Annotated in this window: 11 protein-coding genes; 3 read left to right on the plus strand and 8 right to left on the minus strand. The window is 56.0% G+C overall.

Going from position 1 to position 15,863, the window contains the following annotated elements; all coding sequences use genetic code 11:
• The first annotated feature begins 359 nt into the window (after nucleotides 1-359).
• From rbsK to ACF2G4_RS17345, 3 genes are read left to right on the plus strand one after another with little or no spacing between them, the layout of a single operon-like run.
• Complete coding sequence (rbsK, locus tag ACF2G4_RS17335; protein ID WP_215847690.1) at nucleotides 360-1,277, plus strand: ribokinase; 918 nt, start codon at nucleotides 360-362, stop codon at nucleotides 1,275-1,277.
• Nucleotides 1,278-1,286: 9 nt separating this feature from the next.
• Nucleotides 1,287-2,657, plus strand: a complete 1,371-nt coding sequence (fucP, locus tag ACF2G4_RS17340) for an L-fucose:H+ symporter permease (RefSeq protein ID WP_409075218.1) — start codon at nucleotides 1,287-1,289, stop codon at nucleotides 2,655-2,657.
• Nucleotides 2,654-3,670 carry an aldose 1-epimerase family protein gene (locus ACF2G4_RS17345; protein ID WP_409075219.1) on the plus strand — a complete coding sequence of 339 codons (1,017 nt, stop codon included), beginning with the start codon at nucleotides 2,654-2,656 and terminating at the stop codon, nucleotides 3,668-3,670. The genes fucP and ACF2G4_RS17345 overlap by 4 nt, the downstream gene beginning before the upstream one ends.
• A gap of 38 nt (nucleotides 3,671-3,708) precedes the next feature.
• On the opposite strand, the gene urtE is transcribed toward ACF2G4_RS17345, so the two are convergent.
• The 8 genes from urtE to atzF all read right to left on the minus strand — a co-directional run bounded on the left by urtE (nucleotide 3,709) and on the right by atzF (nucleotide 15,611).
• Nucleotides 3,709-4,407 carry an urea ABC transporter ATP-binding subunit UrtE gene (gene urtE, locus ACF2G4_RS17350; RefSeq protein ID WP_409075220.1) on the minus strand — a complete coding sequence of 233 codons (699 nt, stop codon included), beginning with the start codon at nucleotides 4,405-4,407 and terminating at the stop codon, nucleotides 3,709-3,711.
• Between the two features lies 1 nt (nucleotide 4,408).
• On the minus strand, nucleotides 4,409-5,206 hold the full coding sequence (gene urtD / locus ACF2G4_RS17355) for an urea ABC transporter ATP-binding protein UrtD (protein WP_215847688.1): 798 nt from the start codon (nucleotides 5,204-5,206) through the stop codon (nucleotides 4,409-4,411).
• Complete coding sequence (gene urtC, locus ACF2G4_RS17360) at nucleotides 5,199-6,275, minus strand: urea ABC transporter permease subunit UrtC (protein ID WP_243078637.1); 1,077 nt, start codon at nucleotides 6,273-6,275, stop codon at nucleotides 5,199-5,201. The genes urtD and urtC overlap by 8 nt, the downstream gene beginning before the upstream one ends.
• Nucleotides 6,275-7,840 (minus strand): urea ABC transporter permease subunit UrtB, encoded by a 1,566-nt coding sequence (gene urtB, locus ACF2G4_RS17365; protein ID WP_332625723.1) that lies wholly within the window; start codon nucleotides 7,838-7,840, stop codon nucleotides 6,275-6,277. Before urtB ends, urtC begins: the two co-directional genes overlap by 1 nt.
• Nucleotides 7,841-8,184: 344 nt before the next feature.
• Nucleotides 8,185-9,453, minus strand: coding sequence for an urea ABC transporter substrate-binding protein (gene urtA, locus ACF2G4_RS17370; RefSeq protein ID WP_409075221.1), 1,269 nt, complete (start codon nucleotides 9,451-9,453; stop codon nucleotides 8,185-8,187).
• Nucleotides 9,454-9,482: 29 nt separating this feature from the next.
• Nucleotides 9,483-10,184, minus strand: coding sequence for a GntR family transcriptional regulator (locus ACF2G4_RS17375; protein ID WP_243078635.1), 702 nt, complete (start codon nucleotides 10,182-10,184; stop codon nucleotides 9,483-9,485).
• Nucleotides 10,185-10,193: 9 nt separating this feature from the next.
• On the minus strand, nucleotides 10,194-13,811 hold the full coding sequence (gene uca, locus ACF2G4_RS17380) for an urea carboxylase (protein ID WP_409075222.1): 3,618 nt from the start codon (nucleotides 13,809-13,811) through the stop codon (nucleotides 10,194-10,196).
• Between the two features lie 3 nt (nucleotides 13,812-13,814).
• The gene (gene atzF / locus ACF2G4_RS17385) at nucleotides 13,815-15,611 is read right to left on the minus strand and encodes an allophanate hydrolase (RefSeq protein ID WP_409075223.1); all 1,797 of its coding nucleotides are present in this window, start codon (nucleotides 15,609-15,611) and stop codon (nucleotides 13,815-13,817) included.
• Nucleotides 15,612-15,863 lie beyond the last annotated feature (252 nt).

The raw sequence follows: 15,863 nt of genomic DNA on the forward strand, positions 1-15,863 counted from the left end.
ACTCTTTCGGCCTGCCAATCGGGACAAATCCCCCGAATTTTAATGAGTTGCCTCTCATCTTGCAGATGGATTTTCAATCTTACCCGTAATAGAAACGGCCCGCAAACTTCGCGCCGCGCCGCGAGATCAGCACGCTTCTCCGCCAGATAATCACGCTTTAACCCAGCCCTGAGCGCTATCTTTGTCTGAGGGTTGATGTTGCTTTGTTAAAATAGTAACACGATATTTATGTATAAAGCTCGCTAAGACGGCTGTTGCCACGCGCTCAGGATGTGGTTTTTATCACATATTTAACTTATGCGAATTGTTATTGTTATTTTAATAACATTTTAAGGTTAAAAAAGAGCCAGGAGAAAAAAATGCAGATAGCGGTTATCGGGTCAAACATGGTGGACCTTATTACTTATACCAACAGCCTGCCGAAAGCGGGCGAAACCCTTGAAGCGCCCGATTTCGCTATCGGCTGCGGCGGAAAGGGCGCTAATCAGGCCGTGGCGGCGGCAAAGTTGGGCGGCAACGTGATGATGATCAGTAAAGTGGGGGACGATCTGTTCGCGCCTAACACCGTCGCCAATCTGCAACAACAAGGCGTGGATACCCGCTACGTCACCACTGCACCGGGCACCTCCAGCGGCGTGGCACCTATTTTTGTCGACGATCAGTCGCAAAACCGCATCCTGATCATCAAAGGAGCTAATCAGCAGCTTAAACCGGCAGATATTGATGATGCCGCTGAGGCGCTAACATCCTGCAAACTGATGATCCTGCAACTCGAAATCCCGCTTGAAACCGTCTATTACGCGATCGATTTTGCCCGCCAGCACAATATCAAGGTGATTCTTAATCCCGCGCCCGCAGTCGCGGATCTGGATATTCAGTACGCCTGCAAATGCGACTTCTTCATGCCGAATGAAACCGAGCTGGAGATTCTGACCGGTATGCCCGTTAGCACCGATGAAGAGGTGCAACTTGCAGGGCAGTCGCTGCTAAAACGTGGGCTGAAAAACCTGATCATTACCCTTGGCAGTCGCGGCTCGCTGTGGATGACGGGCGATGATCTGCACCACGTTGCACCTACGCCGGTCAAGGCAGTGGACACCAGCGGGGCGGGCGATGCTTTTATTGGCTGCTTTGCTTACGTGCTAGTGAAAACCGGTGATATCGCTGAAGCGATGTCACAGGCATCTGCCTATGCCGCCTGTAGCGTGACCGGCCGCGGCACCCAGCGCTCTTACCCCGACGCGGACAGCTTCCAGCGTTTTCTGAACGTTCAATGAGGCCCTGTTATGCAACCCAAAACCCTGCAAACTAAAACGATGCAACAGAACGCAACGCCACAGAATATTGTTCAGCAATCTGATGGCTACCTAAATAAAACGCCGCTGTTCCAGTTTATTTTGCTCTCTTGCCTGTTCCCGCTTTGGGGCTGTGCTGCGAGCCTGAATGACATTCTTATCACCCAGTTCAAAAGCGTCTTTGCCCTGAGCGACTTCGCCAGCGCGCTGGTGCAAAGTGCGTTTTACGGCGGCTACTTTCTGATTGCGATCCCGGCTTCATTGGTGATCCGTAAAGCCAGCTACAAACTGGCGATTTTAATGGGATTAGCGCTCTATATTGTCGGCTGCATGCTGTTTTATCCCGCCTCGCACATGGCGACATACACCATGTTTCTGGCGGCAATCTTTGCCATCGCCATTGGTCTGAGCTTTCTTGAAACCGCTGCCAATACTTACAGCTCGATGATTGGCCACCGCGATCACGCCACGTTGCGTCTGAACGTCAGCCAGACGTTCTATCCAATTGGTGCGCTGATGGGCATTGTGCTGGGTAAATATCTGGTGTTTCAGGATGGAGAGAGCCTGGAAAGCCAGATGGCGGGAATGAGCGTCGAGCAGGCTCATGCATTTCGCCTGACCATGCTGGAGCACACCTTAGAACCCTATAAATATTTGGTCATGGTGCTGGTAGTCGTGATGTTGCTGTTTATGTTCACGCGTTATCCGCGCTGCAAGCCGGAGAGCAGCGAAAAATCGCAGCCTTCCCTGCGCGAAACGTTCCGCTATCTGGCGAATAATCGCCACTTTAAACGCGGCATTGTGGCGCAGTTTCTCTATGTTGGTATGCAGGTTGCGGTGTGGTCGTTCACTATTCGCCTGGCGTTAACATTGGGCGCAACTAATGAACGTCACGCCTCCAACTTTATGATGTACAGCTTTATCTGCTTCTTCATCGGTAAATTCGTCGCTAACTTCTTGATGACACGCTTCCGGGCGGAAAAAGTCTTGATCGCCTATTCGGTGCTGGGGGTGCTGACTTTAGCCTATGTGATGCTGGTGCCTAACTTCACGGCAGTTTATGCCGCCGTGTTTGTCAGCGTGCTGTTTGGGCCGTGCTGGGCCACCATCTACGCCGGGACGCTCGCTACGGTAGATAATAAATATACCGAAGTGGCGGGGGCGTTTATTGTCATGGCGATTGTTGGCGCGGCTTTTGTGCCTGCGCTGCAAGGCTTCGTCTCTGATCATCTGGGTTCAATGCAGCTGGCGTTTGGCGTCTCGCTGCTCTGTTTTGCCTGGGTTGGCTTCTATTTCTGGGGCGAACTGCGTCATAAAAAACAGGCTAACGCAACGGGACGTTTAGTGGAGGAGCTGCCATGAAAACCCGTTTACCGTTGCATCGTGAGCAGTTTCACGCCACGCCAGGCGTGCTGCTGCAAAATGAAGATTTCACAGTAGAGCTGTTTCGCTATCCTGCGGGCATCGAAGCGGTACGCATCCACAATCGGCGTGGTACGGTGATCGTGCTGCCCTTTTACGGGCAGATGATCTGGCAAGCAAGCTTTGATGGGCATTCGCTGACCATGGGCCACAGCTTTAAGCAGCCGCTGCCGGGCAGTTCAATTATTGATACTTACGGCTGTTTCGCCTTTCACTCCGGTTTGCTGGCGAATGGCTGTCCTCCAGCGGAGGATGATCATCCGCTGCACGGCGAAATGGCGTGCGCCCGCATGGACAGCGCCTGGATCGTGCTGGAAGAGGGGAGAGTGTCACTGGAAGGTGAAACCGAATATGTGAAAGGGTTTGGTCATCATTATCTGGCGGCACCGGCGGTGCGTTTGCAGGCCAATCACGCGCGACTGCATATCGAAATGACAGTCACCAATCTTGCGGGTGCGCCAATGCCGCTGCAGTACATGTGCCATCTCAACAGCGCATGGGTGGAGCAGGGACGTTTCCAGCAGTCGATCCCTGATGATGCTTTCCAGCTGCGCACCACCATCCCAGCGCATGTGCGGCCTACGCCAGCCTGGCGGGAATATACCGATCGGTTGGCGCGGGATCCTCAATCTTTACAGCAGTTGGATCAACCGCAGATGTGCGATCCTGAGATCGTCTTTTTTGCTGACGATCTGGCGCAATATGGTGAGGAAGTACAGTTTGAACTGCATTCGCCGAAAGAGGATTACGCCTTGATGACGCGCTTTTCCACTGCGCAGTTTCCGCATGCCACGCGCTGGTTACTGCATAATCGCGATCAGCAGGTTGCAGCCTATATCCTGCCCGCCACCTGTCGGCCAGAAGGCTTTTTAGCAGCGAAACAGGCCGGCACGCTGATCGAACTGGCGCCGGGCGAGCAGCGGCATTTTTCGGTTGAAACCGGCCTGCTGTAAGGTCAGTGAGGCAGCCGCAAGGCTGCCTTAAATCGCGGCTATATTGCCACTAACCCGCGCACGCCTTCCGCTTCCATGCTATCGCCACGCCCGCGCTGAACGATTTCGCCACGCGACATCACCAGATAATTGTCTGCCAGTTCCGCCGCAAAGTCATAGAACTGCTCGACTAATAAGATCGCCATATCACCGCGCTGTGCCAGCTGGCGGATCACCGCGCCGATCTCTTTGATCACCGAAGGCTGGATCCCTTCTGTGGGCTCGTCGAGGATCAACAGCTGCGGGCGACACGCCAGTGCTCGGCCAATCGCCAATTGCTGCTGCTGACCGCCAGAAAGATCGCCGCCACGACGTGATTTCATCTGAAACAGCACCGGGAAAAGCTGATAGATCTCATCTGGCACCTGTTTCGCCTGCGACGCGGAGAAGCGCGACAGTCCCATCAGCAGATTCTCTTCCACCGTCAGACGGGGGAAAATCTCGCGGCCCTGCGGTACGTAAGCGATGCCGGATTGCACGCGCTGATGCGGTTTTCGTGAATTAATCACTTTATCCTGCCAGCGAATTTCCCCTGACTTCGCGGCAATCAATCCCATCAGGCATTTTAGCAACGTGGTTTTGCCTACGCCGTTACGGCCCAGCAAACAGGTCACTTCGCCGATCTTCACCTCAAAAGAGAGGCCGCGCAGAATGTGGCTGCCGCCATAATATTGATTCAGTTCAGAAACCTGTAGCATCTCAGCGTCCCAAATAAACGTCGATTACCTGTTCGTTGGCCTGTACTTCGCGCAACGATCCCTCAGCCAAAACCTGACCTTGATGCAATACCGTGACGTGATCGGCGATGGTTTCAACAAAGCCCATGTCGTGCTCCACCACCATCAGCGAATGTTTACCCGCCAGGCTGCGAAACAGTTCGGCGGTGTACTCAGTTTCGGCATCGGTCATGCCCGCCGCCGGTTCATCCAGCAGCAGCAGATGCGGTTCCTGCACCAGCAACATGCCAATCTCCAGAAACTGCTTTTGTCCGTGTGACAGCAAACCCGCTTTGCGCTGGCGCTCACCGCCCAAACGCAGCAGTTTTAAGACTTCATCAATACGATCCTGCTGCTCGCCGCTCAGACGGGCGCGCAAGCTGGCCCACACGGATTTATCCGCTTTCAGGGCGATTTCAAGGTTTTCAAATACTGTCAACGCCTCGAACACCGTGGGTTTTTGAAACTTGCGGCCAATCCCCGCGCGCGCAATTTCTACTGGCGAAAGCTGAGTGAAATCGCTGTTCTGGTCGTAGATTACCCGGCCATTATCGGGCCGGGTTTTTCCGGTGATCACATCCATCAACGTGGTTTTACCGGCACCGTTGGGGCCGATCACACAGCGCAATTCACCTACGCCGATCTGCAGGGAAAGATCGGTTAGGGCGCGAAAGCCATCAAACGAGACGTTGATCTTTTCCAGTTGCAGGATCGGATCGGTTTGCGCACGGTGGCGATCCGCGCGGTGCGGTTGGGTAAACAGCGGTAAAGGTTCAGTCATCTTTCCTCCGACGCAGCAGGCCAATTACGCCACGCGGCAGAAACAGCGTGACCAGGATAAACATCAGGCCGAGGAAAAACAGCCAGTATTCCGGGAAAGCAACGGTGAAGAAGCTTTTGGCACCATTGACAATGCCAGCGCCCAACAGCGGGCCAATCAGCGTGCCGCGACCGCCGAGCGCCACCCAAATGGCGGCTTCAATTGAATTAGTGGGCGACATTTCGCTGGGGTTGATAATGCCAACCTGCGGCACGTAAAGCGCGCCCGCCAGGCCACACAGCACTGCAGAGAGCGTCCAGACAAACAGCTTGAAACCTCGGGGATCGTAACCACAAAACATCAGGCGGTTTTCGGCATCGCGAACGGCCGTCAACACCCGACCAAACTTGCTGCGTGCCAGTGCAAAACCCACTGCCAGGCTAAGCAGCAGCAATAAGACCGTGGCGACAAACAGCCCAATGCGCGTGCTGGTGGCGGTGACATTGAAGCCGAGCAGGGTGGTAAAACCGGTGAAACCGTTGTTGCCGCCAAAGCCAGTTTCGTTGCGGAAAAACAGCAGCATGCCCGCGTAAGTCAGCGCCTGTGTCATGATCGAGAAGTACACACCTTTGATTTTTGAGCGGAAGGCGAAGAAGCCGAACACCAGCGCCAGCAAACCGGGCACCAACACAATCAGGCACAGCGCCCAGGCAAAATGTTGGGTGCCTGCCCAAAACCACGGCATCTCATTCCACGAGAGGAATGACATAAAAGCGGGCATGCCATCGCCTGATGCCTGACGCATCAGGTACATGCCCATGGCGTAACCGCCCAAGGCGAAAAACAGCCCGTGGCCCAGCGACAACAATCCGGCGTAACCCCACACCAGATCGAGCGCTACCGCTACCACGGCATAACAGAGGATTTTGCCCACCAGCGTCAGCGTGTAGGTGGAAATGGCTAACGGATGTGCGGCGGGCAGCAGCGCCAGAAAGGGCATCACCAGCAGCGCGAGGGTCAGCAGCATACCGATGCTGAGCGTGAGACGCGGCGCTCTACGCGCCACGGTTAAGGTTATGGGTTGCGTCATCAGTCAATCACCCTTCCTTTAACGGCAAACAGGCCTTGCGGACGCTTCTGGATGAACAACACGATAATTACCAGAATCAATATTTTCCCCAGCACGGCACCGATTTGCGGCTCCAGCACTTTGTTAAGAATACCAAGACTGAAGGCCGCGACAACGGTGCCCGCCAGTTGGCCGACGCCGCCCAGCACCACCACCAGAAACGAGTCGATGATGTAGCCCTGACCGAGTTCCGGGCCGACGTTGCCCAACTGCGACAGCGCCACGCCGCCAAGACCGGCAATGCCGGAACCTAAGCCGAATGCGAGCATATCCACACGACCCGTGGGCACGCCGCAGCAATCTGCCATGGCGCGGTTTTGCGTTACTGCGCGCACATTCATGCCAAGGCGGGTGCGATTCAACAGCAGCCAGGTCAGCGCCATCACCCCAATGACAAACAGGATCACTGCAATGCGGTTCCACGGCAGTACCAGATTTGGCAGCACCTGCAAGCCGCCCGACAGCCATTCCGGGTTAGCAACTTCCAGGTTTTGTGCCCCAAACAACACGCGTACCAGTTGGATCAGCATCAGGCTGATGCCCCATGTCGCCAGCAAGGTTTCCAGCGGGCGACCATACAGATGACGAATGATGGTGCGCTCCAGCGCCATGCCGATGCAGGCGGTGACCAAAAAAGCCACCGGCAGCGCCAGCAGCGGATACCAGGCCAGATAGTGCGGTGCAAACTGCTGAAACAGGTTTTGCACAAACCAGGTGGCGTAAGCGCCCAGCATCAGCATTTCGCCGTGGGCCATGTTAATCACGCCGAGCAGGCCGTAAGTAATCGCCAGGCCCAGCGCAGCTAACAGCAGAATCGATCCGAGCGAAAGACCACTAAACGCCTGACCCAGCAGATCGCCCCACATCAACCGTTTTTGGATTCGCTGCAAGCTTTCGGCAGCGGCGTCACGCACTGTCGCGTCAGGTTCGTTAGCTGCCTGAGTTAAACGTTGCAGGCTGGCTTGGGTGTTAGGATCGCTGGAATCGCCGAGCAGCTTCACGGCTTTCAGACGCACCAACGGTTGAGGATCGGCCAGTTGCAGGTTAGCGATAGCCATCGCCAGCGCAGCGTGAACGCGGCTCTCTTGTTCAGCGGCGAGGCGTTGTTCAATCAGCGGTAGCTGGTCAGCGACGCCGTCATTCTGCAGTTGTTGAGCGGCGCGCAGGCGGACATTTGCATCGTCGCTGACTAACTGGTGAGCGGCGAGTGCACCCGTAACCAGAACGCGTAACCGGTTATTCATGAAGACTTTTTTTACGTCGCCGTCAGGCTGCGGGCTGGCGTCTAACGGCAGCAGAGCGTCGCCGACTTTACTGAAAGGCTGTTTTTTCTGATCGATGACCACGGTTTCGGCTTTCAGTGCTTGCAGCAGCGGCAAACGACTGGCTTCCGGCGCGGCGGCCCACTGTTGTAATAGCATTGCCTGCTGGGTGCGGCTGGCCGCAGCGAAATCCGCTGCCGGTCCGGCGTTGGCAAACAGCGGCAGCCACAGCAGCAGGCTAAACAGGCAGAGGCGAAGATTCATAGGATTGGGCCTCGTTGGTCTGATAAAAAATGCGGGTAAGGTGCGTGCGGTCCCCCATCCCATCCTTCCCCCGCACGCGGGGGAAGGGGAAGATCTTGCTGCACGCGGCTTAGTGTCTGACGTCTGGCAGCGTTTTCACTGACATAGAGCAGCTTTTCAGTCTGTGCGTGCGGTCCCCCATCCCAGCCTTCCCCCGCACGCGGGGGAAGGAGAAGGTCGTGCTGCACGCGGCTTAGTGGCTAACATTTAGCAGCGTCTTCCTCCCCCACGGGTGGGGGAGGACCGAGGTGGGGGACAGCAGCCACCTAACCTCTTACAGAGTTTGGAGGCAGCAGACGCCTAACCTACTGCGTCGTTTTCACCGGATGGTCAGGCTTTTTGTCATTACCCGCGATATACGGGCTCCACGGCTGCGCACGTACGGGTTGATCGGTCTGCCACACCACGTTGAATTGACCATTCTCCTCCACTTCACCGATCATCACCGGTTTATGCAGATGGTGGTTGGTCTGATCCATGGTCAACGTAAAGCCGTCCGGCGCTTTAAAGGTTTGGCCCGCCATCGCTGCACGCACTTTATCTACATCGGTGGTGCCCGCTTTTTCTACCGCCTGCGCCCACATATGAATGCCGACATAGGTCGCTTCCATTGGATCGTTAGTCACAACAGAGTTAGCATTCGGCAGGTTATGCGCCTTGGCATAGGCACGGTAATCCGCCACAAACTTCGCGTTGGTTGGGTTATCAACCGATTCAAAGTAGTTCCACGCCGCTAACTGGCCGACCAACGGTTTAGTGTCAATGCCGCGCAGTTCCTCTTCGCCCACCGAGAAAGCCACAACCGGAATATCGGTAGCTTTGATGCCTTGGTTTGCCAGCTCTTTGTAGAACGGCACGTTGGAGTCACCGTTGATGGTGGAGACCACCGCTGTTTTGCCGCCCGTCGCAAACTTCTTGATGTTAGAGACGATAGTTTGATAATCGCTATAACCAAACGGCGTGTAGACCTCTTCGATATCTTTATCCTGCACGCCTTTCGAGTGGAGGAAAGATCGCAGAATCTTGTTGGTGGTGCGTGGGTAAACGTAATCAGTGCCTAACAGAAAGAAGCGTTTGGCGCTGCCGCCATCTTCACTCATCAGGTATTCCACTGCGGGGATCGCCTGCTGGTTTGGCGCTGCACCGGTATAAAAGACATTGGGCGACATCTCTTCGCCTTCATACTGCACCGGATAGAACAGCAGGCCATTTAGCTCTTCAAATACTGGCAGTACCGATTTACGCGATACCGACGTCCAGCAGCCAAACACCACTGCGGCTTTATCCTGTGTCAGAAGCTGACGCGCTTTTTCGGCGAACAGCGGCCAGTTAGACGCGGGATCGACCACCACCGGTTCCAGCTTTTTGCCCAGCACGCCGCCTTTGGTATTGATCTCATCAATGGTCATCAGCGCCACATCTTTCAGCGGTGTTTCTGAAATCGCCATGGTCCCGGAAAGGGAGTGCATGATCCCCACTTTTATGGTGTCGGCAGCCTGAGCGCCCCAGGAAAGGCCCATGCTGACAACCGTAGCGGAGAGTGCGAAAGCCTTGAGCAACGAACGTCTTTTCATCGTTTTAGAACCCCTAAATGTGTTTTGAGTTATTCAATGGGTTGAAGCCGGGCCTGCTGTAACATGTGTAAGGTGATTTTCCTGACCTCCGCCTTACTGACGGCGATATGGTTGGTCAGGATGCGCTGCGCCTCCTCGGTCCGTTGCTGAAAGATCGCCTGTAAAATCTGAGCGTGTTCCTGGTAAGTCGCATCAACACGATCGTCACGGGTAAAGTCGAGACGACGGATAATGCGAATTTTTTCGGTTAACTCCGCGTGGATACGCGCCATTTCACGGTTCCCCGCCGACGCCACCAGTGTCATATGAAACGCCTCATCGTGCTGCGAAACGGTTTTTCCCTCTTCTAGCCGCTCCGCCTGAATCCAAAATTGTTTGAGTTCAGTTAACAGCGCGGCGCACTGTTCAGATGGCAAGGCGCACAGGCGTTTTACCGCCTCGCACTCCAGCACGGTGCGCAGGTCGTACAGCTCTTCGAAATATTCGAAGTCAAAGTTCTTGATCTGCCAGCCGCTGCGAAACCAGACCTCGACGTAGCCTTCACGCTCCAGCCAGAAAAGTGCCTGGCGCACTGGCGTGCGGCTCACTTCCATGCGCTCGGCGATTTCATTCTCACTAAAACGATCGCCGGGCATCAGGCGGAACTCGAAAATATCGTTTTTCAACGCCTGATATACGCGCTCTGCCAGCGCTTCCGGGCGTCCTTTACCGCGTTGCATTGGGGATGACATCAACGCTCCTTATTCCAGCCACAGCAGCGTATCGCCGGGACTGACCGGACGGCCCGCCTGACAGGCAATGCGTTTCACTCGACCCGCTTGCGGCGCGACAATCGCCAGCTCCATCTTCATCGCTTCCACAATGATCAGCGTCTGACCCGCTTCGATGTCGTCGCCCGGCTGCACCACTACTTTCCAGATGTTGCCGTTCATATCGGCCTGCACCGCGAATGCGCTGTCGTCCTCTTCCATGACGTGTAATGTCTCTTCGCTGGTCAGCGGCGCGCTCTGCTCTTCCTGCGCCCAGAGCGTGACTTCCTGTTCGAAAGCGGCCGACTGACGCTGACGGAAGTCGGCAATCGATTCGGCGTTATTCGCCAGGAATTGTTGATGCTCAGCAAAGTCGAACAGCGTTTCTTCAATACGGAGGGTGGCGCGGCCTTCACGGAAGTCATCGCGTAGCTGATTCAGCTCCGCTTCGCTCACCGGATAGAAACGTACCTGATCGAAAAAGTGCAGCAGCCAAGGTTCGTCAGCAGCAAACTGACTGTTTTTCAGGAATTTGTTCCAGATCGGCAGCGTACGGCCTACCAACTGATAACCGCCGGGTGAATCCATGCCGTAGATGCACATGTACATGCCGCCGATACCCACGGTGCCTTCCGCAGTAAAGGTGCGCGCCGGGCTGTATTTGGAGCTCAACAGGCGATGACGGGGATCTATCGGCACCGCGCAAGGTGCGCCAAGGTAAACATCGCCCAAGCCGAGAATTAAATAGCTGGCATCGAAAATCGTATCGCGCACCGCTTCGCGGCTGGCTAAGCCGTTAATGCGTTGGATAAAGTCGACATTATTTGGCAGCCACGGCGCGCTGGCGCGCACCGTTTCCTGATAGCGCTCGACCGCGCCTAAGGTGGCGCTGTCTTCGAACGCCATCGGCATCCAGACAATACGTGACGGCACTTTCAACGTGCTGACGTCGCCAAGCGTGGCTTCCAGCCCTAACAACACGTGCATGAGCTGCGACTGGCTGAGGATGCGGCTGTCATAGCGCACCTGCAAAGAGCGAACGCCTGGCGAAAGCTCTTCCACACCCGGCACCGCCTGTTCGCGCAGCGCATTCATCAACAAGTGGACCCGTAAACGCAGCGCCAGATCCAATACGTTATCGCCATATTCGATCAGCACATATTTGTCGCCCGCCTGGCGGTAAACCGCTTTTGGTGTGCGGTCGGTGGCATCAATAGCAGCCAGAATAGTGGCTGAGCCAAACGCAGTTTCTGCCAGCGAAGGCACATCAAATTTCGGCGCGTGTTCGGGGCGCAGCGTCTCTACCACATGCATCTGCGCTTTTTCCAGCGCTAGCGCTTCACTGGCTCCAATTGGATGGAAACGAATTTTGTCGCCCGGTTTCACCTGGCCGACTTTCCATAATTCCGCTTTGGCGATGGTCACTGGGCAGACGAAACCGCCAAGGCTTGGGCCGTCGTGCGTCAGGATCACCGGGAAGTCGCCAGTAAAGTTCACCGCGCCGATAGCGTATTCGCAATCATGCACGTTCGAAGGATGCAGGCCAGCTTCGCCGCCGTTGGCGCGAGTCCAGCTCGGTTTCGGGCCCACTAAGCGCACGCCTAAGCGGTTGGAGTTGTAATGCACTTGCCAGTCGCTGGCGAAGAACGCGTCAATGGCGGCCTGAGTGAAAAAGTCGGGTGCGCCGTGTGGGCCATACAGCACGCCGATACGCCATTCCGTGCCGTAATGCGGCACCAGCGCGTCATCCAGCGCTTGCGGTTCGCTAACCGGTGCCGGTGTGGTGCAGGCGGCAAGCTGCGGCTGAGAAATGGCCAGCATGTCTGCAACGCGCAATGTACGACCGGCGTGACCGCCAAACTGACCCAGCGAGAAGGTCGATCGGCTGCCGAGATATTCCGGCACGTCAAAACCGTTGCGCACCGCCAGATAACTGCGGCAGCCACTCTGCGCACGACCCAACGTCAATGTTTGTCCCGGTTTGACCGTCAGCGGTTGCCAGTAATTTACTGCTTCGCCATCCAGCGTGGCGGCGCAATCGGCGCCCGTTAATGCAATGGTTGCCTCGCTGTGAAAGCGCAGGGTCGGGCCTTGCAAGGTAAATTCCAGACCGGCAGCGGCTTCATGATTGCCGACGATGCGGTTCGCCAGGCGAAAAGCGAAGTCATCCATCGGCCCGGAGGGCGGCACGCCAATATCCCAATAGCCGAGGCGGCCAGGGAAATCCTGAATCGAGCTAAAGGTGCCAGGTTGCAGCACTTCAATCACCGAGGCGGCTGGCGTGAAGCTGTCGAGGAAGCGCGTCCAGACTTTGCCGCTGCGAAAGGCATCCGTTGCAATAATCTGGCGCAGATAGTCGAGATTGGTGGCAATGCCGTGCAACTGCGTGGCGTTGAGCGCAGTCTGCAGCTTTTCCAGCGCGGCCTCACGTGTGTCGGCGTGAACGATCAGCTTGGCGACCATCGGGTCGTAAAAGCTGGAGACCTCAGTTCCGGTGTCGATCCAGCCATCAATGCGCACGTCTTCCGGGAAACTGACGCCGGTTAATACGCCGGGGCTAGGCTGAAAGTTTTTCAACGGATCTTCGGCATACAGGCGCACTTCAATGGATGCACCTTGTGGAGCCTGTTGCAGACGCGCCCAATCGATACTTTCGCCTGCTGCCACTTTTAGCATGCATTCCACCAGATCGAGACCGGTGACGCATTCAGTGACCGGATGTTCTACCTGCAAACGCGTGTTCACTTCGAGGAAGTAAAAAGCATCCTGTTCGGCGTCGTAAATATATTCCACCGTACCGGCGCTGCGGTAATTCACTAACTCGCCAAGACGCACCGCTGAAGAGAGCAGGGCGTCACGCGTAGCGTGTGGCAAATTCGGAGCAGGGGTCTCTTCTACCACTTTTTGATTGCGACGTTGCAGTGAACAATCGCGCTCACCCAACGCCACCACTTTGCCGCTGCCGTCGCCGAAGATTTGCACTTCTACATGGCGGGCGCGGTCGATGCAGCGTTCGAGAAACACACCGGCATCGCTAAAAAATTGCTCACCGAGACGCCGCACACTTTCCCAGCCATTGCGAAGCGCGTCGGCATCGGCACAGCGCGTCAGGCCAATGCCACCGCCGCCGGCAGTGCTTTTTAGCATGACCGGATAACCAATCTGTTCAGCGGCGCTCAGCGCGTCGTCCAGCGAAGCCAGCAGCGGCGTGCCTGGCGTCATCGGTACGCCGGCGCTGGCCGCCAGTTCACGTGCGCGATGCTTCAAACCAAACTCACCAATCTGCTGTGCGGTGGGGCCAACAAAGGCGATACCGGCCTGCTCGCAGGCATCCGCAAACGGCAGACTTTCAGAGAGAAAACCGTAGCCAGGCCAGATAGCTTCCGCACCGGTTTCTTTGGCAGCCGCTAAAATTTTGTCGATACGCAAATAGCTGTCGCTGGCTTTGTCACCGCCTAACGCAATAGCCACATCCGCATCTTTTACGTGCTGCGCATTGCGGTCAGCATCGGAATAGACCGCGACGCTTTTTACGCCGAGGCGTTTGAGGGTACGAATGGCGCGACAGGCGATCTCGCCACGGTTAGCAATCAACACGGTACTGAACATGGTTTAGTTACTCCCCTGAGCAGCGAGCCAGTTACGCCAGCCACCAAATTCGGTAATCTCCAGCGCGCTGTTCAGCGCGGAACCTTCACAAATAAAGCCTTTCACCACGCGGCCATTTGCCAGCGTCAGGCTGCCAATGCCCAGCGGCGCGGGAATTTCCGCCACAAATTCACCGAAGCGCGCCAGTGGGATATCCCACAACTCGACGGTGATGGCAGAGCCTTGCTCAGCGCGCATCAGGCCTGGCTTTTTGATGGGGCCATCCAGCAGCGCAAACAGGCGATAACAGCGGGCGGTTTGCGTCTCTTCAACGAAAACGGCCTGACGTGTGGTGAGCTGGAAGTTGAGCGGCATTCCGGTAAGGTGCGCACCCACCACAGCGACGCGCACGTGATCGGTTGAAACGGGCAGAGCGGCGTGAACTGCGGGCTGAGCTCTACCGGTCGCGCCCAGCGGCAGCGCCATTTGTTGCTGCCAGCGCAGGCCAAAGTCCGCCAGTACACGATCGTGCCAGGCCGGTGCAATCAGCGTGATGCCTGCCGGTAAATCGTCATTGCGAAACGGCGCAGGCAGCGCCAACGCAGCAAGATCGGCCAGGTTGGTGAAGTTGGTGTAATAACCAAAGTGCGAGTTGTAATGCACCGGCTCCTGCTTCATCTCTTCCTGGGTGTGAATGGTGGGTGAAGTCGGCACCACCAGCGCATCAAACTGCGCCAGCGTTTGCTGAATTTGACGCGTCAATTCAGCGCGCAGATATTCCGCTTCATAAGCCTGAACCGCGCTGTATTTCAGGCCGCTGGAAACGATACCGTGAACCACCGGATCCATCTCTTCCGGGCGATTAATCATCTCCCCGACGGCCACGGTGCGCTCTGCGACCCACGGGCCGTAATAGAGCTGTTCAGCTAATTTTTCAAAAGGGGTGAAATCGATAGGATGCAATGTTGCACCGCTGGCCAATAATGCTTCCAACGCCTGATCCCACGCGCCTTCAGCCGCAGCATCGTCAAAAAATTCTGGGTTAGCCGGAATGGCGAAGTCGGGATGCGCTTTCATACTGGCGGGCGCGGTATGAGGATTGTGACGTGAATAGGCATCATCAGCGTCGTAACCGCCAGCTACGCTGGCAACGATGAAGGCATCTTCTACCGTTAAGGCGAACACCGAAATGGTGTCATTCAGGCGGCAGGCCGGAACAACGCCGCTGGCAGAAAACCAGCCTTTGGTCGGTTTCAAGCCCACCATATTGTTGAATCCGGCGGGAACGCGACCTGAACCGGCGGTATCGGTGCCTAATGAGAACGCGACTAAACCACGCGCCAGAACTGAAGCCGAGCCGGAACTGGAACCACCACTGACATAGTCGGCATCAAAGGTGTTGCATACCGCACCAAAGGGCGAACGTGTGCCGACCAAACCCGTGGCGTATTGATCGAGATTAGTTTTACCGATCACAATCGCGCCTGCGGCTTTAAGTTGCGCGACAACAAAGGCATCTTTTTCGGCAGTAAAAGTGAAAGCGGGGCAGGCGGCGGTGGTGGGCCAGCCCGCGACATCAATATTGTCTTTCACGGCGAAAGGCACACCGAACAGCGGAAGCGCCGCAGGGTTGCGAAGATAGCTGGCCAGCAGCGGCTCGATCTGGGCGTTAAGCTGGGCGGGTGTCGCCAAATAGAGCCAGGCGTTGTCTTGGGTATTAAGCGCTGCCAGATGCGTTTGCAGCAGCGTGTAGATCTGTTGCGGTTCCTGTTGGTAGCGCTGCTGCCACTCGTTAAGGGTCAAGCCAAATGTCGAAGCCATGCGATGAATTCCAACTGGTATACAAGATGGAATTCAACAGAGCAAAGGCTGTGCCAGATTTTTAACGCTATGATCTGAGGGTTAAAGTTCACCAGTCATAAGTTTAACTGATGATAAAATGCACAACCGCAGCGCAGGGTTTGCGCAATTGCAGTGCGTTTGGCTCACGTTGAGTAAATTTTGTGAAGAACATGGCAAGAGCGCAATGGCCTGGTTAGCATGAAGAAAGTCTGGCACGTAGCCGGAGCCCAG

The organism is Pantoea phytostimulans (assembly GCF_046118715.1).
Lineage (GTDB): Bacteria > Pseudomonadota > Gammaproteobacteria > Enterobacterales > Enterobacteriaceae > Pantoea > Pantoea phytostimulans.

What these genes read in the sequence shown, in the direction of transcription:
- urtA (WP_409075221.1), bottom strand. Translation starts at nt 9,453, where the DNA reads ATGAAAAGACGTTCGTTGCTCAAGGCTTTCGCACTCTCCGCTACGGTT.
- uca (WP_409075222.1), bottom strand. Translation starts at nt 13,811, where the DNA reads ATGTTCAGTACCGTGTTGATTGCTAACCGTGGCGAGATCGCCTGTCGC.
- urtD (WP_215847688.1), bottom strand. Translation starts at nt 5,206, where the DNA reads ATGACTGAACCTTTACCGCTGTTTACCCAACCGCACCGCGCGGATCGC.
- urtC (WP_243078637.1), bottom strand. Translation starts at nt 6,275, where the DNA reads ATGACGCAACCCATAACCTTAACCGTGGCGCGTAGAGCGCCGCGTCTC.
- fucP (WP_409075218.1), top strand. Translation starts at nt 1,287, where the DNA reads ATGCAACCCAAAACCCTGCAAACTAAAACGATGCAACAGAACGCAACG.
- urtB (WP_332625723.1), bottom strand. Translation starts at nt 7,840, where the DNA reads ATGAATCTTCGCCTCTGCCTGTTTAGCCTGCTGCTGTGGCTGCCGCTG.
- rbsK (WP_215847690.1), top strand. Translation starts at nt 360, where the DNA reads ATGCAGATAGCGGTTATCGGGTCAAACATGGTGGACCTTATTACTTAT.
- ACF2G4_RS17345 (WP_409075219.1), top strand. Translation starts at nt 2,654, where the DNA reads ATGAAAACCCGTTTACCGTTGCATCGTGAGCAGTTTCACGCCACGCCA.
- ACF2G4_RS17375 (WP_243078635.1), bottom strand. Translation starts at nt 10,184, where the DNA reads ATGTCATCCCCAATGCAACGCGGTAAAGGACGCCCGGAAGCGCTGGCA.
- atzF (WP_409075223.1), bottom strand. Translation starts at nt 15,611, where the DNA reads ATGGCTTCGACATTTGGCTTGACCCTTAACGAGTGGCAGCAGCGCTAC.
- urtE (WP_409075220.1), bottom strand. Translation starts at nt 4,407, where the DNA reads ATGCTACAGGTTTCTGAACTGAATCAATATTATGGCGGCAGCCACATT.